Below are 23962 nucleotides of genomic sequence, written 5' to 3'. Positions count from 1 at the left end.
CCACACAAGTTGTTCTTCAATTCTCTTAATGATCTTCTTCCTGGTTCGTCACCAGCAAGCTAGGTCGGCTATATTACTCTTAATCTCTTAAAAGTCAACAGGTAATTTCGATATTTTTAAAACTTATCTATCAAACCAACTTAACATCAAATTCATTACTTAAAGCAACCAACTCAATTCCAAGTAACTGTTTTTCAACAAGTTTCTATCTGCATCACCGCCGATGGATGTGCATTATAGAGGATTAAGAACCCTTTGCAAGCGAAAATTAAAAATTAATGACTTGAGCGTTTACTTTTAAACCAAGTACCAATTTAAACTATTGTTTTATATAAATAATTATTTTAATAATTTATTTTTGACTTAAATATACAAGTATTATGCTCGTTAATTCTGATTTAAATTATTGTTCTAATAAAAGAAAATTGCCCTGAACCTCACAACGTATCATGGTAAAAAGCATATTATTCATACTTACAAAGGATTTATGCTGTACTTTTCGAAGTCCTATGCTCTATCCGCAATAGGCTTTATCAGAACCGAAGTAAGGCAAAAATCTTAGCGAGAATACATCAATAATTTTTAAAACCTAAAAATAAAAAAGGAAGCCTGTTAACCAGACTTCCTTTTTCAAGTTTTAAAAAACTTATTGAGCTGATGAACTGTGCATATGCATTTCAGCTTGATTCATTTGCTCATGTGTCTCCATCATCTGCTTATTTTTTTGACTAGGCATATAGTCAGGCTCATTGTTGATTGCCCAGTAAAAAATGATCATAAATAATAAAGCCAAGATAGAAGCCACAATAAGTAACTTCCATCCCCACCAAGATTGTTCAGGCGATAATTTATTTGTCATTTCATTTCTCTCTTTAAATTAATTCTTTCAGTTCATTTAATTCATTAAGCTGATTAAAACTTCATGCTCATACGAACCCAATAATTTCTTCCGATATTATTGAACTGTTCTTCACTCGCAAATCCAAAGCCTGCACTTCCCGCTTTATTTAAGTGTTCGGTGTAGGTTTTATCTAATACGTTGTCAATGCCAACAGATACATCAATATCTTTACGAAGGTTGTAACTTCCGTTTAAAGAAAGGGTTGAAAAACCTTTACTTGGTTTTAGGTCATATCCCACGATATTACCTTGATGTAGACTCACACGGTTTTGCTCAGCAACAGCACGCCACAACAGACCTAAATTATATTTGTCAGCTACATAGCGAATATTTAAGCGACCTTCTAAAGGTGAAATTTGAGGTAGTGGTTTATCATCTGTGGTGTTTTTACCCCACGCATACATAGCACTCAAATCTGCCTGAATATGGTCGGTAAATTGATATCCAATACCAGCTTCCGCGCCTGCGATGGTTGCATCGACATTTTTAACACCCGCAGTAATATCATGACTCATGTCATGCCCATCCATTCCCATACTTGGATGATGGTGGTAACTCATTAAAATGTAGTCATCTACTAAGCCCGCATAAGCAGAAGCCCATGTATTTAAAGCACCATGTTGTTGCTGGAAACCCATATCCAACTGTAATGTTTTCTCAGGATTCACACCGTTAAACGTATTGGTTGAGCCAGCATTACCGTGTTTAGGCGAGAAAAGCTCCCAATAATCAGGCATACGCTCTACATAACCTAAACCGATATAGCTTTTTAGGTCATGTTCAGGATGTTGATTTTCCCAGCGAACGAATGCACTCGGTAAAGTCTTTTCAAGTTTAGTATTAAAGCCTTTTGCCTGAGAATCGGCGCGTTCATCTTCAACTGTGACTCGATCTAAGCGTGCACCTGTAACCAATTTGTTGAGATCGTTCCATTGATAACCAAGTTCACCAAAAGCACCATATGATTGAAAACGCATATCTTGACGATATGGAATATTCATTGAAGGCATATTTGGCGATGACATGCTACCGCCATGTTTATTAAATTGAGAATCTACACCTGTGATTAGGCTCCACTTATTCCATTCAGAGGTCATGGCTAAGCGCGAGTTTAGTGTACGACGTGTCACTTCCATTGCCATCGCGTTTGGCATGAGCATGGTCATACCACCATGGTTCATTTCAACTAATGGCGGTGTGCGCAAGCTAAAGTTATCCATAATATGGTCGTTATAGCTGTAGTTCACCTGCCCTTCAATTTTCTTAATGACATCAGTGATATTTTTCTTTTCGAACCGCAGACCTAAACTTTCTCGCGCAAATTGAGATCCGTCCATTGAACGTCCAGCATAAAGCGATTCACCATCAGATTTTCCACCTGTGAGTTCAATCCATGTATCTTCATCTGGAGTAAAGCCAAGCGCTACATCAGCATTCCACTTCTTCCATGCTGATGGCACGGTATTACCATCACCATCTTGATAACTATCCGATTCTGAACGGTTGGCATTTAAACGAATATATTTTTTTTCATCGCCAATTGCCGCCTCAACATTATGGTCAATACGTCCATATGAACCTAGCAAAACACTTGCTTGCCCACGATAAGGTTTTTCAGAGGTAAGTTTCTCAGGTTGACGTTCAAAAAGTACCGTAGCTGCCGAACCTGTATTGGCATATTGAACAGTTTGTGGACCTTTAATGACAGAAATACGGTCATAACTTTCTGGTGAAATATAAGAAGTTGGAGCATCCATACGGTTTGGACATGCACCTAAGTTCTCTGTGCCGTCCGTTAGAATTTTGATGCGTGAACCAAACATGCCTCGGAATGTCACATCACCATTGGTTCCACCGCTTTGTATTGAGTTAAAACCCATAATACTTTGTAGATAGTCTGCCCCATCTGTAGCAGGTACTGGCTGAATTGGCTGTTTCGGGTCTGCATGTACGATCAAGCCATTTGCATCGTTACCTTGTTGTGCTGTAACAACAATAAGTGCTAATGAGTGAAGTGTGTTGGTATCGGCATCATTTTTTTCTGAGTCGGCAAACACTAGACCCGAATGAGAGACAGCAAGCATCGCAACCCATAAAGGTTGTAGTAAAAATTTAGAATGTGGCATTTTTATAAGCTCTAAAACATAAATAAAGTGATATTGAAGTCAATCAAGACCCCAACAAAAAATTGCTTTTATTTATGCAAATAGAGGCGGTGCACGCCCTTGTGGGAGTAAGAAGAGTCGCTGTAGCGCAAAATAAACATGTCGAAATGCTTGTTGATAGGCGACTAAGCGAACTTGTATACGAACGAGTACCTCTTTTACGCCAAATTCGGGAGGTAAAACCAGATTGGCATAGACGGTACAATATTGGCACTGGTGATTTGCATCATGGTGGTCATGATGTTCAGGTACTTGTGCTTGTTCAATATGGTGGTCGTGATGTGAATGATGCATGGCATGTGACATGGTTTCCGTCTGTGCCTTGGGTTTAAGCAAAGCACGGGTAATAGTTTCACAGACCGGAGCAATTTGATATTGCTTCGGTAATAGCGGCTGTAAAAATACCGCAATCTGTAAAAACACTGCTGCACATGCGAGCAACAGACCACTACGAAAAACCAAAAATCACATCCACAGTATAATGTTTGAAAAACTTTTAACGTTTTACCGCAACTTTTTCACGCTCGCGTTGACGAACAATCTTTTCGACTTTTTCGCGTGCACGCTGACGTTTAAGTGGCGACAAATAATCCACAAACAATTTGCCTTTTAAGTGATCCATTTCATGTTGGATACAAACAGCGAGAAGTCCGTCAGCTTCTATCTCAAATGCTTGACCTTCAAGGTTAATTGCCTCGATTTTCACACGTGACGGGCGATCAACTTTGTCGTATATTTGTGGCACTGATAGACAGCCTTCTTCGTACGGCTGCGTCTCTTCAGTCAGTGGAGTTATTTTGGGGTTAATGAAAACCAAAGGTTCATCTTTAGATTCAGACAAATCTATGACGATAAGCTGAATATGACGATCGACCTGAGAAGCTGCTAAACCAATACCTGGTGCCGCATACATGGTTTCAAGCATATCTGCTGCAAGTTGACGAATTTCATCAGTAACTTCTTCAACAGGCTTAGCAATGGTACGAAGACGGGGATCAGGAAAACTTAAAATAGGTAATAAGGCCATACTGACGTCCTCACTTATGCCATTGATTGAAAAACCAAATGAAGGAAATACTTCATCGAAAAATTGTGTGTTAGCCGCCTATTATAACGCATCTGCACGCATAATTTTTAGGAATTATCATAATGAAAAAGGTTTTTGACGGCATGGTTCAATTTCATGCTTTGGGGATAAAAAAGCATTTACTTGCTTTAGCACTCTGTACAGGAGTTGCGCTTGGTACGGTAGCGGAGGTTCATGCTGCCAGCCCAAACCATAATCCACCTTCTCTTAAAAGCAATGCACCCAATGTGTACATTGTAAAACGCGGGGATACACTATGGGATATTTCGGGACATTTTCTAAATAAACCATGGCGCTGGCCTGAAATCTGGGCAAGTAATCAACATGTAAAAAATCCGCACTGGATCTATCCGGGTGACCGATTACTATTATGTAGCCTAGATGGTCGCCCCCTAGTCGGTAAAGACGAAGGCGACGGCTGTGTCGGTATTATCCGCCGCTACACAGGTCAAACCACAAACCTGCAACCACAAGTTCGCGTCGAAGCATTAAATAATAGTGTTCCTGTTATTCCACTTGAACATATTAAACAGTGGTTAGAGAACAGTACTATTTTACCAGCTGACTCAATTACCAATACACCTTATGTTGTTGGTACAGCTGATCAACGTGTACTTGCAGGAAAAGGTCAAACTATTTATGCACGAGGACAAGGCTTAGTTCATGGTCAACGCTATGCAGTTTATCGCGAAGGTGAACCTTACTATTTTACAGACAGTAAAGGTAAAAAGCATAGTCTAGGCATTGAGCTGTCACAGGTTGCTTCGGGTGTTGCAATGTCTACTGAAAAAGACATCACCACCTTAGAACTTACAGATAGCTATGATGGTGAAGTACGTCGTGGCGATCGTGTTATGCCTGAAGAACAAGCTAATTTACCAACATTGTTTTACCCCGTAGATGCAAAACAAGTGACAGACGGCGGCAAAATTATTCGTGTCATGGGTTCAATTGGTAGAGCTGCAAAAAATAGTGTCGTGACTTTGGACCGTGGTACAGCGCAAGGTGTTCAGGTAGGTCAAGTTTTTGACATTGACCAACAAGGCGAGACGATTCGCGACCCTAAAACCAAAGAGGCGATTCAACTTCCTGGTCAACAGATTGGTAGTCTGATGGTATTTAGAACTTTTGATCAGCTTAGCTATGCTTATGTCCTAGAAAGCGATTTGCCTATTAAAGTCGGTTCAAGCATTCAGCCACCTCGCTTTAACGATTAATGCTGGATGTAACCTTTTACAATGCTCACCCAACTTACTTCACACCATTACCACACGCTTAAAGTGTGGTATTTGGTGCAACACTCATTAGTTAGTTTTAAAAAAATTATTGATTATTTTGGAAACTGTGAAAAAGCAACTCAACCTCATGGATTAGCAGAATGGCCCTCTCTTGGGCTACATGCTAATCATTTAAAACGCGTAGCTGAGTTTCAAACCGCTCAAGGTCAAGCTCAGTTCGAACAGCTTGTACAACAAGTTCATCAGCATACTGATTTTATTTTGACGCCAGATGATTCTGGCTACCCTACTCAATTGCTTCCTTATACAGATCATCCACCTATTATTTTCGGGAAAGGCCAAGCTCAAGCTTTATTGCAACCGCAAATCGCGATTGTCGGTAGTAGAAAACCAAGCCCACATGGTCGTCAGGTGGCTTATGATTTTGCCTATTACTTAAGTGAAAAGGGCTTTTTTATTAGTAGTGGTCTGGCTTATGGCATTGATGAAGCAGCCCACCAAGGTGCATCCGCCCATCAACGTACAATCGCAGTGACTGGTACGGGCTTAGACACTACCTATCCAGCTCAAAATAAAAAACTGGCAGAACATATTTTGGCTCAGAACGGCGCCATTATTACTGAGTTTTTACCGGGGACACCGCCATTACAGCAACATTTCCCACGTAGAAACCGAATTGTTAGCGGTCTGAGTTTAGGCGTATTAGTTGTGGAGGCGACTTTAAAAAGTGGCTCACTCATCACGGCCAATAAAGCTGCTGAACAAGGCAAAACCGTATTTGCCATTCCGGGCCATATTTATAGTGAGTTTCATCAAGGATGCCATCAACTTATTCGTGAAGGTGCAATTTTAGTCGACCATCCTGAACAAATTATTGAAGATCTTGCATTGCCAACTCAATGGCAAAGTCAGCAACAAAGTCAAGCTGAAGAAGTTAATGTAAATACCCCAGAAATTCCTGAGCATTTAATTGACCTTTATCAGTCTTTAGACTGGGTAGGCCAGAATATTGACCAGCTTGTTATTCATCATAATGTTGCAGTTTCTGAACTGACCTCTTCACTGATGGAACTAGAACTACTTGGTTTATGTATGCAACAATCAGGGCTGTATTTACGTTGTCGTTCTTAGTATTAGGGCGCACAATAACGATTCTGTTTGATTGAAAGGAAAGTATTACCATGATTACGACCTCAGTGACCGAAGCAGCCGAATGTTTACAACAAGGTCAAGTTTTGGCATATCCAACTGAGGCAGTCTGGGGATTAGGCTGTGATCCATTTAATGAACAAGCTTTTCAAAAAATTCTTGAATTGAAGCAGCGCCCTATTGAAAAGGGCGTCATTTTATTAGCTGGACACATTAGTCAAGTCGAGCATTTACTGACTTCATTACCGCAAACGACTCAACAAGAAATTATTGATTGCTGGTCTAACCATCAACCATCAGAAAGAGCCACAACCTGGCTATTGCCAGCCGATCAACATATTCCTTCATGGATTAAGGGCGAACACCCGCTTGTTGCTGTACGAGTAACAACACATCCGTTATGTGTCGCTTTATGTAATGCTTTTCATGGCTTCATTGTATCGACGAGTGCGAACCCGAGTGGGCAGGAACCTGCTCATTCATTACAAGATGCCTGCCAATACTTTGGTTCACAATTAAACTATCTTAATGGTGACTTAGGGCAAAGTCAGCAACCAAGTCGAATCATTAATGCCTTAACGGGTGAAGTCATTCGTCCGTAATTTTAGACAAAAAAAAGCTCAGTTATATAGGGATAACTGAGCATAAAAAAGGATGGGTATATACCACATCCAGAGGGTTTGGATATCTCTGGAACGAAAGAAAAGTTGCTTAAAATAGCGTCTTTCGTAGTGGTCGCTATTATGTGGTAAGAGGCTAGATGAGAGAAATATATTATTTCTCTAAAAAAAGCATGAAAAGTGTAGGGAATTTAGCTTTTTTCGCTTATAAGTTAAAATTATATTAATATTTTTACTCGTCTTTTTTAATATTTATATTTCAACTTGTTTTTATAATCTATTTATAAATCATATAGAAAAACTTTAACTAAGAAAAATATGGCATATTTTCATCAGTTTTTTTCAAAATATGCCATAGTTTTTTCAACGACTTTAGTTTTGCTCTGACAATAGATCCGATTTTTTAGAATTAACCTTCTTTTGAGCCATAATAATACCTACCAGAATCATAATTCCGCCGAAGGTATGATAGATCGTCCATTGCTCAGATAACCAAACGCTTGCTATAACTGCTGTAAAGACAGGGACCAAGTTCATAAATATACTTGTTCTATTTGGCCCAAGTTGTTGTACTGCTAACATCCAAACTAACGGCGCAATTAAAGACGCAAATACACCTGCATAAATTGCACTTGGCGCATTTTGTGCATTTAAGCCATCAAGACCAAACCAGAAAATCAAAGGAAGATGGAACAATACAGAAAAACCAATCTGAACGTATAAGCTTGTCATGATTGGAAGTGGAAGCTGCCATTTTTTAAGGAAAACCCCATAAAATGCATAGAAGAACACAGCAATAATCATGAGTGCATCACCAAGATGACCGCCAGCACTTAACAACTGCTTAATGTCGCCCTGACACATGACATAGAGCAAACCTGCAAAAGACAAAATACTGCCAAAGACTGCAAATCGATTAGGCACATCTTTTAAAATGGCAAGCGAAACAAAAATAGTGAAGATCGGAATAAAGGCATTAACAATACCCATATTGGTCGCACTTGTATAATGAGCCGCTGTATAAGCAAGACCTTGATAAAGCACCATCCCAAATGCACTCAATACTGCAAGCTTAGGCAAATACATTTTTACCAGCTGTCGTTGTCTCCAAACTGGTAAAAGCATAAATGGCGTTAAAATAATAAAGGCGATTAACCACCGATAAAAACTAATGCTGACAGGAGAAATATAATCTGAGACATAGCGGGTGACTACAATATTTAAAGACCAAATCAGTACTGCCAAAATGGGAAAAATAAATGCCCATTTGTGATATTTCATGACCTGACTCATAGTAATACACCATCTACAAAAGAGATTTTATTTTGAAGAATGTCTTAATAAATTGAAATATCGTATTTCCGACATTGATATTGAACTTAGGACATCATTAATTTTTTAAAATAATGCCCAAGCTTTCATAGCATGTTCTACCACTTTATGTAGTTGCTCAGTACTCGCACCATCTCTCGCTTGAATAGTCAACCCTTGAATAACGGTGGCATAAAAATCAGTCATTTCTTGTAGAGGAGCATTAGCAGATAAGTCGCCCTGCTCTACACCTTGTTCTAGACGTTTTAATAATTTTTCTTTGGTCTTTATACGCTTATCTAATAAATTTTGCTGTACATCTTGAGTTGCATCAGAGCAATTCATAGCCGCAACGACCAACATACAACCTGCTGGTTTATTGGGTTGAACCAGTCGTTTTACATTGTCATAAAGATATAATTCAAAAGCAATTTTTGCTGTTTTTGCTTCTAAAAAAATTGTTTCTATAGGACATGCTTCATGAGCTAAGTAGTAATCAATGCTTTTATAAAACAAGCCTGCCTTATCACCAAAAGTACTGTATAAGCTTGGTGCTGTAATTTCTAAAGCCTGCGTTAAGTCACTAATCGACGTTGCTTCATAGCCATGTTCCCAAAAAAGTAACATTGACTTCTCTAACACTTGCTGCTCATCAAAGCATTTAGGGCGTCCACGCTTCTTTTTCAGCGTGTCTTCGTTAACAGCAAGATTTGTTTCATGCCTATTTGTCATAAAGATCACATCTATTTTTATAACAATCGTTATTAAATTAATTGACGTTCGATTTTTTATCAACTATTTTATTTTCATAATGATCGTTAGTTAATTAGAAAATTGCCTTTCTTCACTCCAAATTTAGCCAAGTAAGGATTTATTATGGACCAATCTACTACCTCTAAACCGCGACCCACGATCTCCACTCAAGGGAGCTGGTTTGCCATTTTGGCCGTTGCCATTGCAGCATTTGCATTAGTAACAAGTGAATTTTTACCTGTTGGTGTTTTAAATAGCGTTGCAGCTGATTTACATATTTCTGTGGGTACAGCTGGTCTTATTATTACCGTACCCGGCATTATGGCAGCGATTGCGGCCCCACTATTACCTGTTTCAGTAAAACAACTTGACCGTCGTTATGTTCTTATTTTACTGACTGCAATTATGGTGATTGCCAATACCATTACTGCTTTTGCAGAAAACTTCCATGTTTTATTACTGAGCCGCTTAATTTTAGGCATCTCAATTGGCGGTTTCTGGGCCACAGCTATTGCATTAAGCGGCAAGCTCGCACCTGCACATTTGCCTATTGCGAAAGCAACTGCCGTAGTCATGGCTGGTGTAACTTTTGCGACTGTATTAGGGGTGCCGATTGGAACATGGTTAAGTGAGTTTTATGGTTGGCGAAGCGCATTTGGTATTACCGCTGCGATCGGTCTTGTTGTACTCGTACTTCAGCTGATTTTCTTACCTAAACTTGTACCAGACTCAGCAATTCACATAAGAGATTTACCAGCACTATTACGCACTCCTAAGGCACGTAGTGGCATGTTGATTGTTTTATTAATTGGTCTTGCCCACTTCTGTGCTTATAGTTATTTAGCACCTTTCTTTAAGAATATTGCAGGATTTAACGGTACCACCATTAGTTCATTATTATTGCTTTACGGAATTGCTGGTATCTTTGGAAACGCGTTTGCAGGATATAGCGGTAACTTAAATGTCCGTTACACTCTAGCCTTCGTTGGAACATGTTTTGCAATCGTGTTTTTCGGCTTCCCTATCTTTGCTATTCATGAATTTGGTGCAATCGTTCTTACTGCACTATGGGGCTTTGCATTTGGTGCTTTCCCTACCTCTGCCAATATTTGGATGTTTGTACATGCACCTCATGCCGTAGAAAAAGGTATGCCTCTTTTTGTTGGGATGTTCCAAGTCATGATTGCGACAGGCTCATTATTAGGTGGTTATGTAGTTGATCATTTCAATGAAAATACTTTAATTTATGGTGTATTAAGCTTCGTTGCTTTAGCATTAATTAGTACATTTACCTTTGCTAAAGGCTTAAATAATCCTAAAGCGACTTGTGAAAATTAAAATATTATTCAGAGTAAATAGATGAAAAATGAGGACCAACAATTTTCCTTATTGAACAATATAGAAGTTCATGAATTTCTATATGAAAAAGAAGATATTGTTCGTCCTCATGCTTCACTTTGGGGAGATTTTAATTTCAGTTTGAATGGCATTTTGGAAATGCAAGTAGAAGAACAAATCTACTTATCTCCTCCAAGCTATGGACTTTGGATTCCACCTCAAACAGTCCATCAATCTACTCATATCGATCATGAAATTCACTACATCTGTATTCGACTACACCCTAGCCTCTGTTCTATTTTAGGTGATGCCTGTAAATGCTTTAGTATTCAGCCTTTCTTTCGAACTCTGGTTTTACAAATTTTGGAGCAGCAAAAACAAAATGGAAAACCTGAATATTTAGAACATCTTTTGCAAGTTCTATTTGATCAGTTACAACAAGCCACAGCATATTCTCATTACTTACCCCAAACACGTCATCCAGTTTTACTACCAATTTTGGAAAAACTTTCAGACCCATTGTTTTTTAATCACTCTTTACAGCAGTTACTTCAGACTTTTTCAGTCAGTGATCGTCATTTATTGCGTTTAAGCCAACAAGAGTTACAACTTTCATTATCAGAATGGCGTAATCGGGCCAAAATTGTTTACGCCATTCATCAAATTCGACAAGGCATGCCGATTAAACGTTTAGCATACGATTTAGGTTATCAGCATAGTTCTAGTTTTATTGAATTTTTTAAAAGGTATACAGGCCAAACACCTGTTCAAATCAGAAACAATTAGATCGCAGATAGTTTTTCTTCTCTTTTTATTTTTTGAACACGAATATTATTGCACTCCTCAAGAATAGCAGTTAAAACAAATGCGTTACTTGATATCAATTACAATCTTTAGGAAAGACTCATGACTCAATCTGTATATCACATTCCAGTAAAAGCTATTTCAGGCGAAGCGGTTGACCTTGATCAATATAAAGGTAAGGTTTTATTAATTGTAAACACAGCATCTAAATGTGGTTTAACTCCACAATACGAAGGCTTAGAAAAGCTTTATCAAGCCAAGAAAGATCAAGGTCTTGAAATTTTAGGATTCCCTGCAAACAACTTTAAAGAACAAGAACCTGGTTCGGATGAAGAAATTCAACAATTCTGTTCATTAAACTACGATGTTCATTTCCCGCTTTTTTCAAAAATCTCTGTAGCAGGCGAAGATAAGCATCCACTTTATCAAGCACTGACAGCAGCTCAACCAGAACGTATTGGTGAAGGTCCTTTCCGCGAGCGTTTAGAAGGCTTAGGTATTCCAACGAACCCTGCTCCAGAAGTGTTATGGAACTTTGAGAAATTCTTAGTAAATAAAAATGGTGAAGTTGTTGCTCGTTTTGCCCCAAACTTAACAGCAGATGACGAACAAATTGTAAAAGCAGTTGAAGCAGAGTTAGCTAAATAATTTTTATAGCAATTTCATAAAAAAGAGTGCTACAGCGCTCTTTTTTATTGTCTGGTCAAAATGTTGTTCATTTGCAACAATACCTTATTTCTACATATTTTATGCATATAGTACGCACTTGCTTTACTTGGTATGTGTGTAGTTATGAAAAAAGTTTTACAAGGCGCATTTTTTCCATTTGTGATTTTTGCTTCAGGTATGTTGTTACTTGGATGCGATCAGGCACAAGACCACGCTAAGGAACAAGAGTCTGCTCAAACCAATGACCAAGTATCAGAACAAGCAGATGATTCTTCACAAGAAATCACACCTACAAAAAATAAAACTGAGTTAAAAAGCGGTAATGTTTTTTATATCGTTCGTGACGCGGCTAACTTACAGTTAAAAGCTGGTGACTATATTGAAAAGCTTAAAGACACTCAACTTGATGTTGAGCAAGCCATTCAAGATGAAGATCAGCAAGAGCTAAAAACCACTGTAACGACATTAAAACAGCAGCTAAAAGGCTTAAATCAAGCATTATTGACTTTAGATATAAAAAGTCAGGAAGTTGAAAATATCCGTCAAAACCTACTACAAGCAAACCAACAAGCTTTAAGTATGCCATTATTAAATGGAAAATTAGAACAAATTGATTTCGACCAAATTGAGAAGCAGCTCAATACTATCCAAATGGATATGGTCAAACTCGCTGCACTGATTATGGCAGGAGATGAAAAATCAGATTCAAAAACTGATTCTTAATTTTCTTTTCAAGAATAAAAAAAGCCACCTTTACGGTGGCTTTTTCAATCTCGAACCGCGTCTTATTGAGCGCGGTTTTTGATTTTACGGATTGTTTCAAGCTGGCCTGAGATCTCTGAAAGAGATGCCAAAGCAGCAGCTGAGTCCAAATCACTCTTTTGGTTTGCAAGCAATTGTTCAGCATTTTTACGTGCTTCTAAAATTGCAGCTTCATCCAAATTGTCAGCACGGATTGCAGTATCTGCAAGAACCGTTACAACATGAGGTTGAACTTCTAAAACACCGCCAGATACATAGACGATTTCTTCTGTACCATTTTCCAACAGAACACGAATCGGGCCCGGTTGAAGCAAAGTTACAAGTGGAGCGTGTCCTGGCAAAATACCAAGTTCACCACCTGCACCTTTCGCGATTAACATCGTCACTGCGCCAGAGTAAATAGACTCTTTAACACTTACGACATCACATTGCATAGTCGCCATGAGATGATCTCCTTAAATTAGAGTTTCTCAGCTTTAGCAATCACTTCGTCAATACCACCAACCATATAGAACGCTTGTTCTGGGATGTGATCGTATTCACCAGCTAATAGACCTTTAAAGCCACGAATCGTTTCTTTAAGTGGTACTAATTTACCAGGAGCACCAGTAAATACTTCAGCTACGTGGAATGGTTGAGAGAAGAAACGTTGGATTTTACGCGCACGGTAAACAACCAATTTATCTTCTTCTGCCAATTCATCCATACCCAAGATTGCGATGATGTCTTTAAGCTCTTTATAGCGTTGCAATACGTTTTGTACTGCGCGCGCAATTTCATAGTGCTCTTGACCAACAACTAATGGGTCTAACTGACGTGAAGTTGAGTCAAGTGGATCGATCGCTGGATAAATACCAGAAGATGCGATGTCACGGCTCAATACTACTGTTGCATCTAAGTGAGCAAATGTAGTTGCAGGCGATGGGTCTGTTAAGTCATCGGCAGGTACATATACTGCTTGGATCGATGTGATCGAACCAGATTTAGTAGATGTAATACGCTCTTGAAGAACACCCATTTCTTCTGCAAGTGTAGGTTGGTAACCTACTGCAGATGGCATACGACCTAACAATGCTGATACTTCAGTACCCGCAAGTGTATAACGGTAGATGTTGTCGACGAATAATAATACGTCACGACCTTTACCATTTTCGTCTTTTTGATCACGGAAGTATTCAGCCATAGTCAAACCAGTTAACGCAACGCGTAAACGGTTACCTGGTGGCTCGTTCATCTGACCGTAGACCATTGCTACTTTGTCAAGAACGTTAGAATCTTTCATTTCGTGATAGAAGTCGTTACCTTCACGAGTACGCTCACCAACACCAGCAAACACAGATAAACCTGAGTGTGCTTTTGCGATGTTGTTGATCAATTCCATCATGTTAACGGTTTTACCAACACCCGCACCACCGAATAAACCAACTTTACCACCTTTTGCGAACGGGCAAAGTAAGTCAATTACTTTAATACCAGTTTCTAAAAGGTCAGTAGAAGCTGCTTGTTCAGCATAAGAAGGCGCTTGACGGTGAATCGGCAAACGTTCTTCAGTCGCAACAGGACCTGCTTCATCGATAGGACGACCTAAAACGTCCATGATACGGCCAAGCGTAGCTGGGCCCACTGGAACAGAGATCGGTGCGTTTGTGCTAGTTACATTAAGGCCACGTTTAAGACCTTCTGTAGAACCCATTGCGATGGTACGAACAACACCATCACCAAGTTGTTGCTGAACTTCTAAAGTAGTTTCAGTACCGTCAACTTGGAGAGCGTCATAGATCTTAGGAACGCTTGTGCGCTCAAACTCGACGTCGATAACCGCGCCGATGATCTGAATGATACGACCGCTACTCATTGCTGTCTCCTCAATTCAAACTTAATAATGTTAAACGGCAGCGGCACCGCCAACGATCTCGGAAATTTCCTGAGTAATCGCGGCTTGACGCAGCTTGTTGTAAATGAGCTGTAGGTCTTTAATCAATTGTCCTGCGTTGTCTGTCGCTGCTTTCATCGCGACCATACGAGCTGATTGCTCACATGCAACGTTCTCAATCACACCTTGATAAACCATAGACTCGATATAGCGAACCAACAAACCATTTAACAATTCTTCTGCTTCTGGTTCGTAGATATAGTCCCAACCATAAGTACGGTTGAGATCATCGCCTTCTTCTGCTGGTGCTAAAGGAACAAGTTGTTCTACTTTAGGCTGCTGAGTCATTGCATTAACGAAACCATTTGATACGAGGTAGATACGATCTAATTCGCCTTTATCAAATGCATCAAGCATAACTTGCACTGAGCCAGTTAACTGTTCCAAACTTGGCGCATCGCCAAGTTGGGTAGTTGCACCAAGCACTTTACCGCCGTAATTCTTAAAAAACGAAACCGCTTTTTGACCAATTAAAGCAAATTCAACTTCAATTGACTGCTGTTGTTGTGCTTTGACATGCTGCACAACTTTCTTGAACAAGTTAATGTTCAAGCCACCTGCCAAACCACGATCTGAAGACACTACGATATAGCCAACACGCTTAACTGGGCGGTCAACCATATAACGGTGTTTATATTCAGGGTTTGCTTGTACCAAGTGAGCAATTACACGGCGCATATTATCGGCATACGGACGGCCTTGAGCCATGCGCTCTTGCGCACGACGCATTTTAGAAGCAGCTACCATTTGCATCGCGCGAGTAATCTTTTGCGTGCTCTTGATACTAGCTACTTTGGCGCGAATTTCTTTTAAATTTGCCATACGCTTAACCTAGTATTCGAAAGCCCTTTCGAGCTTCCGAAGGTTGATCCGTGAACCAAACTTAACTAAAACTGAACTTAGTAAGTTTGAGTCGCTTTAAAGCTTTCAATACCTGCTTTGATTGCTGCTTCGATGTCTTTGTTGTAATCACCAGTTTCATCGATTTGTTTCATCAACGGAGCATATTCTGAACGGAAGTAAGCAATTAACGCAGCATCAAAGTCTACGATTTTCTTAACTTCTACGTCAGCCATATAGCCTTCGTTAGATGCATAAACAGAAACAGCTTGGTCAGCAATTGAGTAAGGAGCATATTGTTTTTGCTTCATTAACTCAGTTACACGTTGACCATGTTCAAGTTGCTTACGAGTTGCTTCGTCAAGGTCAGAAGCGAACTGAGCAAACGCAGCCAATTCACGGTATTGTGCTAAAGCGGTACGGATACCACCAGACAATTTTTTGATGATCTTAGTTTGAGCTGAACCACCAACACGAGATACAGAGATACCCGCGTTCACAGCAGGACGAATACCTGCGTTGAATAATGATGTTTCTAAGAAGATCTGACCGTCAGTAATCGAAATTACGTTCGTTGGTACGAATGCAGATACGTCACCTGCTTGAGTTTCAATAATTGGCAATGCAGTTAAAGAACCAGTTTGACCAGTTACTGCGCCATTAGTGAATTTCTCAACGTAGTCAGCAGATACACGAGAAGCACGTTCAAGAAGACGTGAGTGAAGATAGAATACGTCACCCGGATACGCTTCACGACCTGGTGGACGACGTAAAAGCAATGAAATTTGACGGTAAGCAACAGCTTGCTTAGACAAATCATCATAAATGATAAGAGCGTCTTCACCGCGGTCACGGAAGTATTCACCCATTGTACAGCCAGAGTACGGAGCTAAATACTGCATTGCAGCAGGATCAGCAGCCGCAGCAGCGACAACAGTTGTATACGCCATAGCGCCAGTTTCTTCTAGCTTACGTACAACGTTTGCAATTGTTGATTGTTTTTGACCAATCGCAACGTATACACATTTAATGCCAGAGTTTTTCTGAGCGATGATCGCATCGATCGCCATTGCTGTTTTACCAGTTTGACGGTCACCAATAATCAACTCACGCTGACCACGACCCACAGGAATCATGGTATCAACTGATTTATAACCAGTTTGAACAGGCTCGTCTACTGATTGACGCCAAATTACGCCTGGTGCTACTTTTTCAACAGCATCAGTTAATTTTGCATCAATTGGGCCTTTACCATCAATTGGGTTACCCAAAGCATCTACTACACGGCCAAGAAGTTCAGGACCAACTGGAACTTCTAAAACACGACCTGTACAACGAGCTTTTTGACCTTCTTGAAGGCTTAGGTAGTTACCTAAAACAACGGCACCCACTGAATCCTGTTCTAGGTTCAGTGCCATACCAAATAAGCCGCCGTCGAATTCGATCATTTCACCGTACATTGCATCAGCAAGACCGTGAATACGCACGATACCGTCGGATACCATAACAATGGTACCTTCGTTTTTAGCGGTCGCGCTGGTGTCCAGATCTCCGATACGCTGTTTAATGAGCGCACTGATCTCGGATGGATTCAGTTGTTGCATTGCGCTATTCCTCAATCTTTTATTAGTTCAGTCTTCATCATTTGCATTATGCAAGAAGACGAGTACGCATTTTTTCAAGCTTGTTAAGCGCAGAATCATCTATCACTTGATCGCCTGCACGAATAACCACACCTGCAATCAAAGCAGGATTAACTTCTACAGAAACATTAACTGCTGCCTTGAAGCGTTTTTCTAACGCATGTGCAAGCAATTGTTCCTGAACAGAAGTTAACGGAAACGCCGATTCAATCACGACATCAACCGTATTGTTATTCTGTGATTTAAGCTGTTCATATTCTGCTGCAATTTCAGGTAACAACACTAATCGATCGTTATCTGCAAGAAGTGTCAAAAAGTTAGACACTGCTTGAGATTGATCTTCACCTAAAACTTTAGCAAAAAGCTTCACTTGCTCCGCAGGAGTAAGTTCAGGGCGATTTAAATAAGCGGAAAATGCTTCGTCTTGCACCGCAGCACTGAGCACTTGTAACGCATTCGACCAATTGTCTGTTGCACCTTGCTCAGAAGCATAAGCAAATGCTGCTTTGGCATACGGACGTGCCAACGTCAAGAGTTCAGCCATAATTCGCCTCGCTTAAAGTTTAGCAGCCAGCTGAGACAGCATGGCGTTATGAGCTTCTGCATCAACTTGTTGGTTCAGGATCTTCTCTGCACCAGTCACTGCCAAAGCAGCTACTTGTTGACGTAATTCTTCGCGAGCAGAATTGATCTCTTGATCAACAACTTCTTTAGCTTGTTGACGAATACGCTCACCTTCAGCCGCAGCTTGAGTACGAGCTTCTTCGATCAATTGCGCTGCACGACGGTTCGCTTGTTCGATCAATTGAGCCGCTTGTGCTTTAGCTGCATCAAGCTCTTGCTTCACTTGCGCTTGTGCATCGGCAAGGTCAGCTTTCGCTTTTTCTGCTGCATTTAAGCCATCAGCGATTTTACGCTGACGCTCACTAATCGCATTGATTAGTGGTGGCCAAACAAACTTCATGCAGAATGCGACAAAGAACGCAAACGCAATCGCTTGACCAATCAATGTGAGGTTGATATTCATTGCAATTCCTCAAATAGTGGATTTAGGAATTAAGCTGATTAACCTACAAATGGATTAGCGAAGATGAAGAACAAGCCAATACCAACACCGATCATAGGCACAGCATCAAGAAGACCCGCGATTAAGAACATACGAGTTTGAAGTTGTGGAGCTAATTCTGGTTGACGAGCTACAGCTTCTAAAAAGCGACCACCCAAAAGACCAAAACCAATCGCAGTACCCAAAGCACCGAAAGCGATCAAGATAGCAGATGCAATTGCAACTAGACCTAAAGTGAGTTCCATGAAAAATTCCTCAGAGGTTAGGTTATTACCAAATTAAATTAAAAAAATTCAGCCCAACCATCATTTGATAGTTAGGCAATACCATTAATGTTTTTCGCTTGCCATGCTCAAGTAAACGATGGTAAGCATCATAAAGATGAATGCCTGCAACGTGATTACAAGAATGTGGAAGATCGCCCAAGGCACAGATAACGCCCATTGAATCCAGAACGGCAATAATGCGATCAGGATAAAGATTAACTCACCGGCATACATGTTACCGAATAGTCGGAGAGCCAATGAAATAGGACGAGCAAGGAATGTTACCAATTCCAAAATCAAGTTCACTGGAATAAGCAACGCTTTTGCAACTGGATTACTTGGGTTAAATGGGTTAAGTGCCAACTCGCCTACGAAACCGCCAACACCCTTCTCGCGGATGCTGTAGAACAAGATAAGAACAAATACAGATAAAGACATACCTAGGGTAATGTTTGGATCTGTAGATGGAACGATCTTGAAGTAAACGTGGTGAGGATCCATACCAAATACGTTAGCACCAACAAATGCAGCAACTTGAGGAATCCAGTCAACTGGAATCAAGTCCATTAAGTTCATGAGGAAAATCCACACGAAAATAGTGAGTGCAAGTGGAGCGATTAAACGTGATTTGCCATGAAAAGTATCACGGACACTTGAGTCAACAAACTCAATGATCATTTCAATTGCAGATTGGAATTTTGTTGGGACACCAGCTTTCGCAGTTTTCGCAACCATCCAAAATAACAAACAGAAAATCACACCAAGGCCAATTGACCAACCCATTGAATCCAAGTGAATTGCAGTGAACCCCATCGAATGAGCTTCTTCAGCAGTCTCAGCCAATTTCCATGTACCATCTGGCATTTTGCCATAGGTCATATTGGTCAAGTGATGCTTGATATACTCTGTCGAAGTGAGGGCATGTTCTTCAGCAGCCATAAATCACACCTGGTCAATGTCAATTACTAAAAAGAAGGGAAACGAACATCGGCGTACTGTCGATATCTCGCCACCCTCCAAAAAATCTTCAATTCTTCTTGTTTCTATACTCGTTTTTGTAGACGTGAAACCCAAAAAGGAGCAACCCACGACATCATTTGAACGAGGATAAAACCAAACAGCAATGCTAACGGTGATAAAGGTTTAACATTGCTCAAAATCAAAATAAATCCAACGATCATGATTGCAAATTTGCCTAACATGCCCCTATACATGTTAGACAGCACTTGTTTCGATGCTCTCGCACCTGCTGTTCTGAAGGATTGCCACGCAAAATAACTGGTAGCAAGCCAGCAGACCAATGCACCAAGTGCCGCACTTAATGCTGCTGTCATGTCTTTTATGCTCCACGCCACAAGTGCGGAAACAGGGATCATGCATGCTTGTAAGAAGACCAAAGCTTTTGCTAATCGTCGGTCAATCAAGCGACTAGTTTGGCTCATTATTTATCCACTCACAGCATAAATGCTTGACAAGTTTAGCTGATGATCGCTTTTAATCGCAGGCATTATAGAGTTACACCCCTGAACATGCAATCTTTTCCCGACTTTAGTCGGGGTTTTTCGTGACAGGTGGTGCTGACGCTACAGTCAGCCTTTGTTTACTTTTTATCTTACTTTTGCGTATTTAATACACATTTATCGGTTTTTATAGCCAGTTTCTTCCATGCTGTTACAAAATCGTCCTCATTATTCATACTTTCATCAACGGGTTGGAAGGTAATACTGCCCAGTTTCTGATATTGACCTTTTGTTGTGAAACTTTCTGCAAGTAAACACATCTGAGGTTTTGGTCGATTATCATTAAGATACTTAATTTGAGCCGCTGTAGGCGCAACATGCGGGTCATCCGTTAAAGCACCTGCAAACTTTAAATTAAGCGAGCGTTCCAAATACTGATAAGCATCATGATAAGACCAATAAGGTTTACCATTACTTGAGCTATCGTAAGCTTGAGCTGCCTGCAACATATTCCGAGCAAATGCATTAGCATTATTCCAATATTTCGCTTTACTTTCAGGATGCTGCTGCGAACGCAAAGCCGCAATAAAAAAACCAATCCGCACTGCATTGTTTGGTTCTAACCAGACATGCGTATCTACAGTATTTGGTAAAGCAACACCACGCGTATTACGCTGCGGCAAAACAGAAAGAATACCACTATCTAATAAAGCAATTGCTTTCTTATTGTTACTCAGCAATTTGTTTAGAGGAGCTTCATGGGCTTTTCCCAACCAGATCACTAAAGAAGCATCATTAATAGCTTTACGATGCGCCGGGGTGAGTTGTACGTCATGCCCACTTTGACCTTGAAGCAACAACTGAGGCTCTTCAACGCCTTTGGTAATTTCTTTTGCAATCAAATAGATTGGGTGTGTAGAGACAACCAAACCCTGACTCCAACCTAACGTACTCATTAAAGAGAACAGACTGAAAACAAAAACGCGGAACATGACAGACCATCAATTAGTAATAGTTCGAAGCATGTTATAATATAACAAAGTTACAAAAATACCTAAGATTAATCGAATGAAGCATCGCTTCATGCTAATATTCCATTAAAAATTTGAGGTTATGTCTATGAGTTCTTGCACGCATGAACATCATGATTCTTTGCATGGTGTTCATGATCACCATAATGTCGCAAGTCGTTTAGCTGAAGCAGAAACTTTATGTTCTGCGGTTGGCGCACGTCTTACGCCTTTACGTAAAGAAGTTCTTGAACTCATTTTAAATGCTTCAGGCCCAATGGGTGCGTACGACTTATTAGCACGTATTAAAAGTCAAACCGATCGTCCTGCCGCTCCGCCTACTGTTTATAGAACTTTAGACTTCTTATTAGAAAAAGGTCTAATTCATCGCTTAACATCTATTAATGCTTATATTCCATGCTGTCATCCACGTGAAGGACATCAAGCTGCATTCCTAATTTGCACCGAATGTCACACTGTTAAAGAAGCATCTTCACAAGGTCTGACTCAACAGCTCGACCAACTTGCAGCTTTAGATGATTTCACAGCACAACACAGCATTATTGAAATTTCGGGGAAATGCCAGCAGTGCCGCACAGCTCGCTAAATCCTGTATTGATTCAACTTGAACAGGTTTCTGTTCACCGTGATGATCGGGATATATTAAAAAAAGTCGATTTTGATCTGCATCAAAATGAAATTGTGACCTTAATTGGTCCGAATGGTGCGGGTAAGTCGACTTTAATTAAAGTTCTACTTGGAATTTTAAAACCAAGTAGCGGACGTGTCATAAGCAATAAAAAACTAAAAATGGCTTATGTCCCTCAAAAGTTTAATCCCTCTCATAGTCTTCCTTTACGTGTTCAAGATTTATTAGATCTTGAAAAATGTAGCCCTACCCTTCGCCAAGAAATTATTCAAGATACTGGTATTGCCAAGCTACAACAATCAAAAGTACAACAGCTTTCTGGTGGTGAACGCCAACGTGTACTCTTGGCACGCGCGCTACTTAGAAAGCCAGATATTCTCGTTCTTGATGAACCGATGCAGGGACTAGATATTCAATCTGAAGCTGAGCTTTATGAGTATGTGCGTAGTCTGCCGGAGCGTTATGGTTGCGCCATTTTAATTGTTTCCCACGATTTACAGTGGGTGATGCAAGGGACGCATAGAGTTGTTTGTTTAAACAAGCATATATGTTGCAGCGGTTTACCTGAAAATATTCAGCAGCATCCTGAGTATCAAGCAATATTTGGCACTCAGCGAGTTTTTTACCAGCACCATCATGACCACTGTGCACATGGTGATGCAGCACACCCCTGCCCTCACAATAGTAGACCTCACATTCACCCAGAACCGGAAGCTTAAGCCATGATGGAATGGTTACAATTATTGTTGCCCGCATGGATTATGGGAACCTTATTGGTCTTTTTGACCGCACCACTTGGTTGTCTCATGCTATGGAGACGTATGTCTTTTTTTGCAGACACGATGGCACATGGAACCTTACTTGGGGTAGCAATTGCTGGTGCATTAAGCCTCCCTCTCTGGCTTGGTGTGGCAGGTACGGCTATTTTATTAGTCGCTATTTTATGGGCACTGCATGACAATCGCTTGCCAAACGATGCTCTACTTGCCTTATGCTCAGCAACTTTACTATGTAGTGGCCTTCTGTTTATTCAACATGTTCCGAGTTTAAGACCAGAACTTTTGAGTTATTTGTTTGGTGACTTATTAAGTATTGATTGGCCAGACCTACCTGTTTTCACATTAATTATTGCAGTATCACTGGCAATTCTTTATCGCTTTTGGCAGCCTCAAATTCAAATTGCAATTGATCCGGACATTGCGATTAGTGAAGGCGTAAATGCAAAATGGCAGCGTCTCATTTTTATGTTACTGCTAGCCTTATTTACAGTTTTAGCTTTACGAGCAGTAGGTTCACTTTTAATGGGTGCTTTACTGGTTATTCCAGCATTGAGCGCTCGACTACTCGCTCATTCACCAAAGCAAATGGTTATTTGGGCTTTTGTTTTAGCTCAACTCGGTGTCAGTGTTGGCCTATGGTCAAGCGCAGCACTTAATATCTCGACCGGCCTCAGTATTGTTTTATGTATGGCGTTGAGTTTTGCTCTTATTTTTATGCTTCAAAAAATCAAAAACCAAACTCAAGCGGCCTAAATCAGGTCGCTTGATGAACTGTGCTAAGTAATAACGCCGCACAACTAAACATGACAGCAAAACCACGGTTCAAATATTTTTGCTGTTTAGGCGAACGAAGTAATCTTAAAACTTTTGAAGCCAGCCCTGTATATCCAGCCATTACAATCAAATCAATCGTAACCATAGTGGCTGCCATAATCAGATATTGTATCCATTGAGGTTTACTTAAATCTAAGAACTGAGGCAAAACTGCCAACAAAAAAACAATCGCTTTAGGGTTACTGATATTGACCACAAAGCCATTTAACAACAGAGCAGAAATAGACTTATTCTTTTTTTCATGTTGAATTTCGATGTCTTTTATTGGTGCTGTCCACTGCAAATAAGCTAAATACAATAAATAGGCCACACCAAACCACTTAACGGCTTGAAAAGCCAATGGGGTCGTTGCAAATAAAACACCCACACCCGCCGCTACAATCATGATTTGAATTAACAAAGCAATTTGCAAACCGATCGCATTCCAGTAGCCATGTCTAAAGCCATAATTTAAGCCGCTCGACATAGAAGCAATAGCCCCTGCTCCCGGAGAAATACTAATGACCCAACAGGCCAACATATAAGCAAACCAAACTTGCAAAGACATAGCGAAAATAGGCAATAAAAGTGGAATTATACCGTTTTATAAAACTATCGTGGTGATAATTCAAACAATAAAATCAATAAATAGACTACTAACGGCTCTTCGCATCAGGCACAATAATTGAAGCTCATACTAAATTAT

At 40.2% G+C, this 23962-nt stretch carries 27 protein-coding genes; 10 read left to right on the top strand and 17 right to left on the bottom strand.

What is annotated here, in order from left to right; translation table 11 throughout:
* Positions 1 to 646: 646 nt before the first annotated feature.
* From ACIF8R_RS11910 to def, 4 genes are all read right to left on the bottom strand, one after another.
* Positions 647 to 859: a hypothetical protein gene (locus ACIF8R_RS11910; protein WP_174741075.1), complete on the bottom strand. Its 213-nt coding sequence runs from the start codon at positions 857 to 859 to the stop codon at positions 647 to 649.
* Between the two features lie 53 nt (positions 860 to 912).
* On the bottom strand, positions 913 to 3027 hold the full coding sequence (locus ACIF8R_RS11905) for a TonB-dependent copper receptor (protein WP_396480930.1): 2115 nt from the start codon (positions 3025 to 3027) through the stop codon (positions 913 to 915).
* Positions 3028 to 3099: 72 nt separating this feature from the next.
* Positions 3100 to 3528, bottom strand: coding sequence for a DUF2946 family protein (locus ACIF8R_RS11900; RefSeq protein ID WP_272236271.1), 429 nt, complete (start codon positions 3526 to 3528; stop codon positions 3100 to 3102).
* Between the two features lie 34 nt (positions 3529 to 3562).
* A complete protein-coding gene (gene def / locus ACIF8R_RS11895) occupies positions 3563 to 4093 on the bottom strand; it encodes a peptide deformylase (RefSeq protein WP_004705924.1) in 531 nt (176 codons plus the stop codon).
* Positions 4094 to 4215: 122 nt separating this feature from the next.
* Between def and ACIF8R_RS11890 the strand changes: the two genes are divergently transcribed.
* The 3 genes from ACIF8R_RS11890 to ACIF8R_RS11880 are packed head-to-tail and all read left to right on the top strand — an operon-like array spanning position 4216 to position 7142.
* Positions 4216 to 5370 (top strand): LysM peptidoglycan-binding domain-containing protein, encoded by a 1155-nt coding sequence (locus ACIF8R_RS11890; RefSeq protein WP_396480927.1) that lies wholly within the window; start codon positions 4216 to 4218, stop codon positions 5368 to 5370.
* A gap of 21 nt (positions 5371 to 5391) precedes the next feature.
* Positions 5392 to 6522, top strand: coding sequence for a DNA-processing protein DprA (gene dprA, locus ACIF8R_RS11885; protein ID WP_396480925.1), 1131 nt, complete (start codon positions 5392 to 5394; stop codon positions 6520 to 6522).
* A 50-nt stretch (positions 6523 to 6572) separates the two neighbouring features.
* The gene (locus ACIF8R_RS11880) at positions 6573 to 7142 is read left to right on the top strand and encodes an L-threonylcarbamoyladenylate synthase (protein ID WP_019458003.1); all 570 of its coding nucleotides are present in this window, start codon (positions 6573 to 6575) and stop codon (positions 7140 to 7142) included.
* A gap of 390 nt (positions 7143 to 7532) precedes the next feature.
* Here the strand turns inward: ACIF8R_RS11880 and ACIF8R_RS11875 are convergent, their stop codons facing one another.
* Positions 7533 to 8453 carry a DMT family transporter gene (locus tag ACIF8R_RS11875; protein ID WP_396480923.1) on the bottom strand — a complete coding sequence of 307 codons (921 nt, stop codon included), beginning with the start codon at positions 8451 to 8453 and terminating at the stop codon, positions 7533 to 7535.
* Positions 8454 to 8558: 105 nt separating this feature from the next.
* Complete coding sequence (locus ACIF8R_RS11870) at positions 8559 to 9212, bottom strand: TetR/AcrR family transcriptional regulator (RefSeq protein ID WP_396480921.1); 654 nt, start codon at positions 9210 to 9212, stop codon at positions 8559 to 8561.
* A gap of 135 nt (positions 9213 to 9347) precedes the next feature.
* Here ACIF8R_RS11870 and ACIF8R_RS11865 point away from each other — a divergent pair, with 135 nt between their 5' ends.
* The 4 genes from ACIF8R_RS11865 (at position 9348) to ACIF8R_RS11850 (ending at position 12758) form a co-directional block, all read left to right on the top strand.
* A complete protein-coding gene (locus ACIF8R_RS11865; RefSeq protein WP_396480919.1) occupies positions 9348 to 10562 on the top strand; it encodes an MFS transporter in 1215 nt (404 codons plus the stop codon).
* A 21-nt stretch (positions 10563 to 10583) separates the two neighbouring features.
* Positions 10584 to 11348, top strand: coding sequence for an AraC family transcriptional regulator (locus tag ACIF8R_RS11860; RefSeq protein ID WP_396480917.1), 765 nt, complete (start codon positions 10584 to 10586; stop codon positions 11346 to 11348).
* A 120-nt stretch (positions 11349 to 11468) separates the two neighbouring features.
* Positions 11469 to 12014 carry a glutathione peroxidase gene (locus tag ACIF8R_RS11855; RefSeq protein WP_396480915.1) on the top strand — a complete coding sequence of 182 codons (546 nt, stop codon included), beginning with the start codon at positions 11469 to 11471 and terminating at the stop codon, positions 12012 to 12014.
* Between the two features lie 144 nt (positions 12015 to 12158).
* Positions 12159 to 12758 carry a hypothetical protein gene (locus ACIF8R_RS11850; RefSeq protein WP_396480913.1) on the top strand — a complete coding sequence of 200 codons (600 nt, stop codon included), beginning with the start codon at positions 12159 to 12161 and terminating at the stop codon, positions 12756 to 12758.
* 62 nt (positions 12759 to 12820) lie between these two features.
* Here the strand turns inward: ACIF8R_RS11850 and ACIF8R_RS11845 are convergent, their stop codons facing one another.
* From ACIF8R_RS11845 to ACIF8R_RS11800, 10 genes are all read right to left on the bottom strand, one after another.
* On the bottom strand, positions 12821 to 13240 hold the full coding sequence (locus ACIF8R_RS11845; protein WP_002054176.1) for a F0F1 ATP synthase subunit epsilon: 420 nt from the start codon (positions 13238 to 13240) through the stop codon (positions 12821 to 12823).
* Between the two features lie 17 nt (positions 13241 to 13257).
* Complete coding sequence (gene atpD, locus ACIF8R_RS11840) at positions 13258 to 14652, bottom strand: F0F1 ATP synthase subunit beta (RefSeq protein WP_004705936.1); 1395 nt, start codon at positions 14650 to 14652, stop codon at positions 13258 to 13260.
* 30 nt (positions 14653 to 14682) lie between these two features.
* The gene (atpG, locus tag ACIF8R_RS11835; protein WP_002114131.1) at positions 14683 to 15552 is read right to left on the bottom strand and encodes a F0F1 ATP synthase subunit gamma; all 870 of its coding nucleotides are present in this window, start codon (positions 15550 to 15552) and stop codon (positions 14683 to 14685) included.
* Positions 15553 to 15629: 77 nt separating this feature from the next.
* Complete coding sequence (gene atpA / locus ACIF8R_RS11830) at positions 15630 to 17174, bottom strand: F0F1 ATP synthase subunit alpha (protein WP_004705937.1); 1545 nt, start codon at positions 17172 to 17174, stop codon at positions 15630 to 15632.
* A 46-nt stretch (positions 17175 to 17220) separates the two neighbouring features.
* Complete coding sequence (locus ACIF8R_RS11825; RefSeq protein WP_004705938.1) at positions 17221 to 17757, bottom strand: F0F1 ATP synthase subunit delta; 537 nt, start codon at positions 17755 to 17757, stop codon at positions 17221 to 17223.
* Between the two features lie 12 nt (positions 17758 to 17769).
* A complete protein-coding gene (locus ACIF8R_RS11820; RefSeq protein WP_002054137.1) occupies positions 17770 to 18240 on the bottom strand; it encodes a F0F1 ATP synthase subunit B in 471 nt (156 codons plus the stop codon).
* A gap of 38 nt (positions 18241 to 18278) precedes the next feature.
* Positions 18279 to 18524 carry a F0F1 ATP synthase subunit C gene (gene atpE / locus ACIF8R_RS11815; protein ID WP_000424060.1) on the bottom strand — a complete coding sequence of 82 codons (246 nt, stop codon included), beginning with the start codon at positions 18522 to 18524 and terminating at the stop codon, positions 18279 to 18281.
* A gap of 84 nt (positions 18525 to 18608) precedes the next feature.
* Positions 18609 to 19484, bottom strand: coding sequence for a F0F1 ATP synthase subunit A (atpB, locus tag ACIF8R_RS11810; RefSeq protein ID WP_031982558.1), 876 nt, complete (start codon positions 19482 to 19484; stop codon positions 18609 to 18611).
* 104 nt (positions 19485 to 19588) lie between these two features.
* The gene (locus ACIF8R_RS11805; protein ID WP_004705940.1) at positions 19589 to 19987 is read right to left on the bottom strand and encodes an ATP synthase subunit I; all 399 of its coding nucleotides are present in this window, start codon (positions 19985 to 19987) and stop codon (positions 19589 to 19591) included.
* Positions 19988 to 20157: 170 nt separating this feature from the next.
* Positions 20158 to 20997: a metal ABC transporter solute-binding protein, Zn/Mn family gene (locus ACIF8R_RS11800; protein ID WP_396480910.1), complete on the bottom strand. Its 840-nt coding sequence runs from the start codon at positions 20995 to 20997 to the stop codon at positions 20158 to 20160.
* A gap of 127 nt (positions 20998 to 21124) precedes the next feature.
* On the opposite strand from ACIF8R_RS11800, the gene ACIF8R_RS11795 reads away from it, so the two are divergent.
* The 3 genes from ACIF8R_RS11795 to znuB are packed head-to-tail and all read left to right on the top strand — an operon-like array spanning position 21125 to position 23196.
* Positions 21125 to 21622 (top strand): transcriptional repressor, encoded by a 498-nt coding sequence (locus ACIF8R_RS11795; protein WP_002054239.1) that lies wholly within the window; start codon positions 21125 to 21127, stop codon positions 21620 to 21622.
* Positions 21595 to 22383 (top strand): zinc ABC transporter ATP-binding protein ZnuC, encoded by a 789-nt coding sequence (gene znuC / locus ACIF8R_RS11790; RefSeq protein ID WP_288421778.1) that lies wholly within the window; start codon positions 21595 to 21597, stop codon positions 22381 to 22383. The genes ACIF8R_RS11795 and znuC overlap by 28 nt, the downstream gene beginning before the upstream one ends.
* A gap of 3 nt (positions 22384 to 22386) precedes the next feature.
* The gene (gene znuB / locus ACIF8R_RS11785; RefSeq protein ID WP_000970833.1) at positions 22387 to 23196 is read left to right on the top strand and encodes a zinc ABC transporter permease subunit ZnuB; all 810 of its coding nucleotides are present in this window, start codon (positions 22387 to 22389) and stop codon (positions 23194 to 23196) included.
* A 1-nt stretch (position 23197) separates the two neighbouring features.
* Here the strand turns inward: znuB and ACIF8R_RS11780 are convergent, their stop codons facing one another.
* Positions 23198 to 23824: a LysE family transporter gene (locus ACIF8R_RS11780; protein ID WP_396480907.1), complete on the bottom strand. Its 627-nt coding sequence runs from the start codon at positions 23822 to 23824 to the stop codon at positions 23198 to 23200.
* Between the last annotated feature and the right edge of the window lie 138 nt (positions 23825 to 23962).

Source organism: Acinetobacter sp. ABJ_C4_1 (assembly GCF_044538495.1).
Lineage (GTDB): Bacteria > Pseudomonadota > Gammaproteobacteria > Pseudomonadales > Moraxellaceae > Acinetobacter > Acinetobacter nosocomialis_A.
This window is presented reverse-complemented; position numbering and strand designations above follow the sequence as displayed.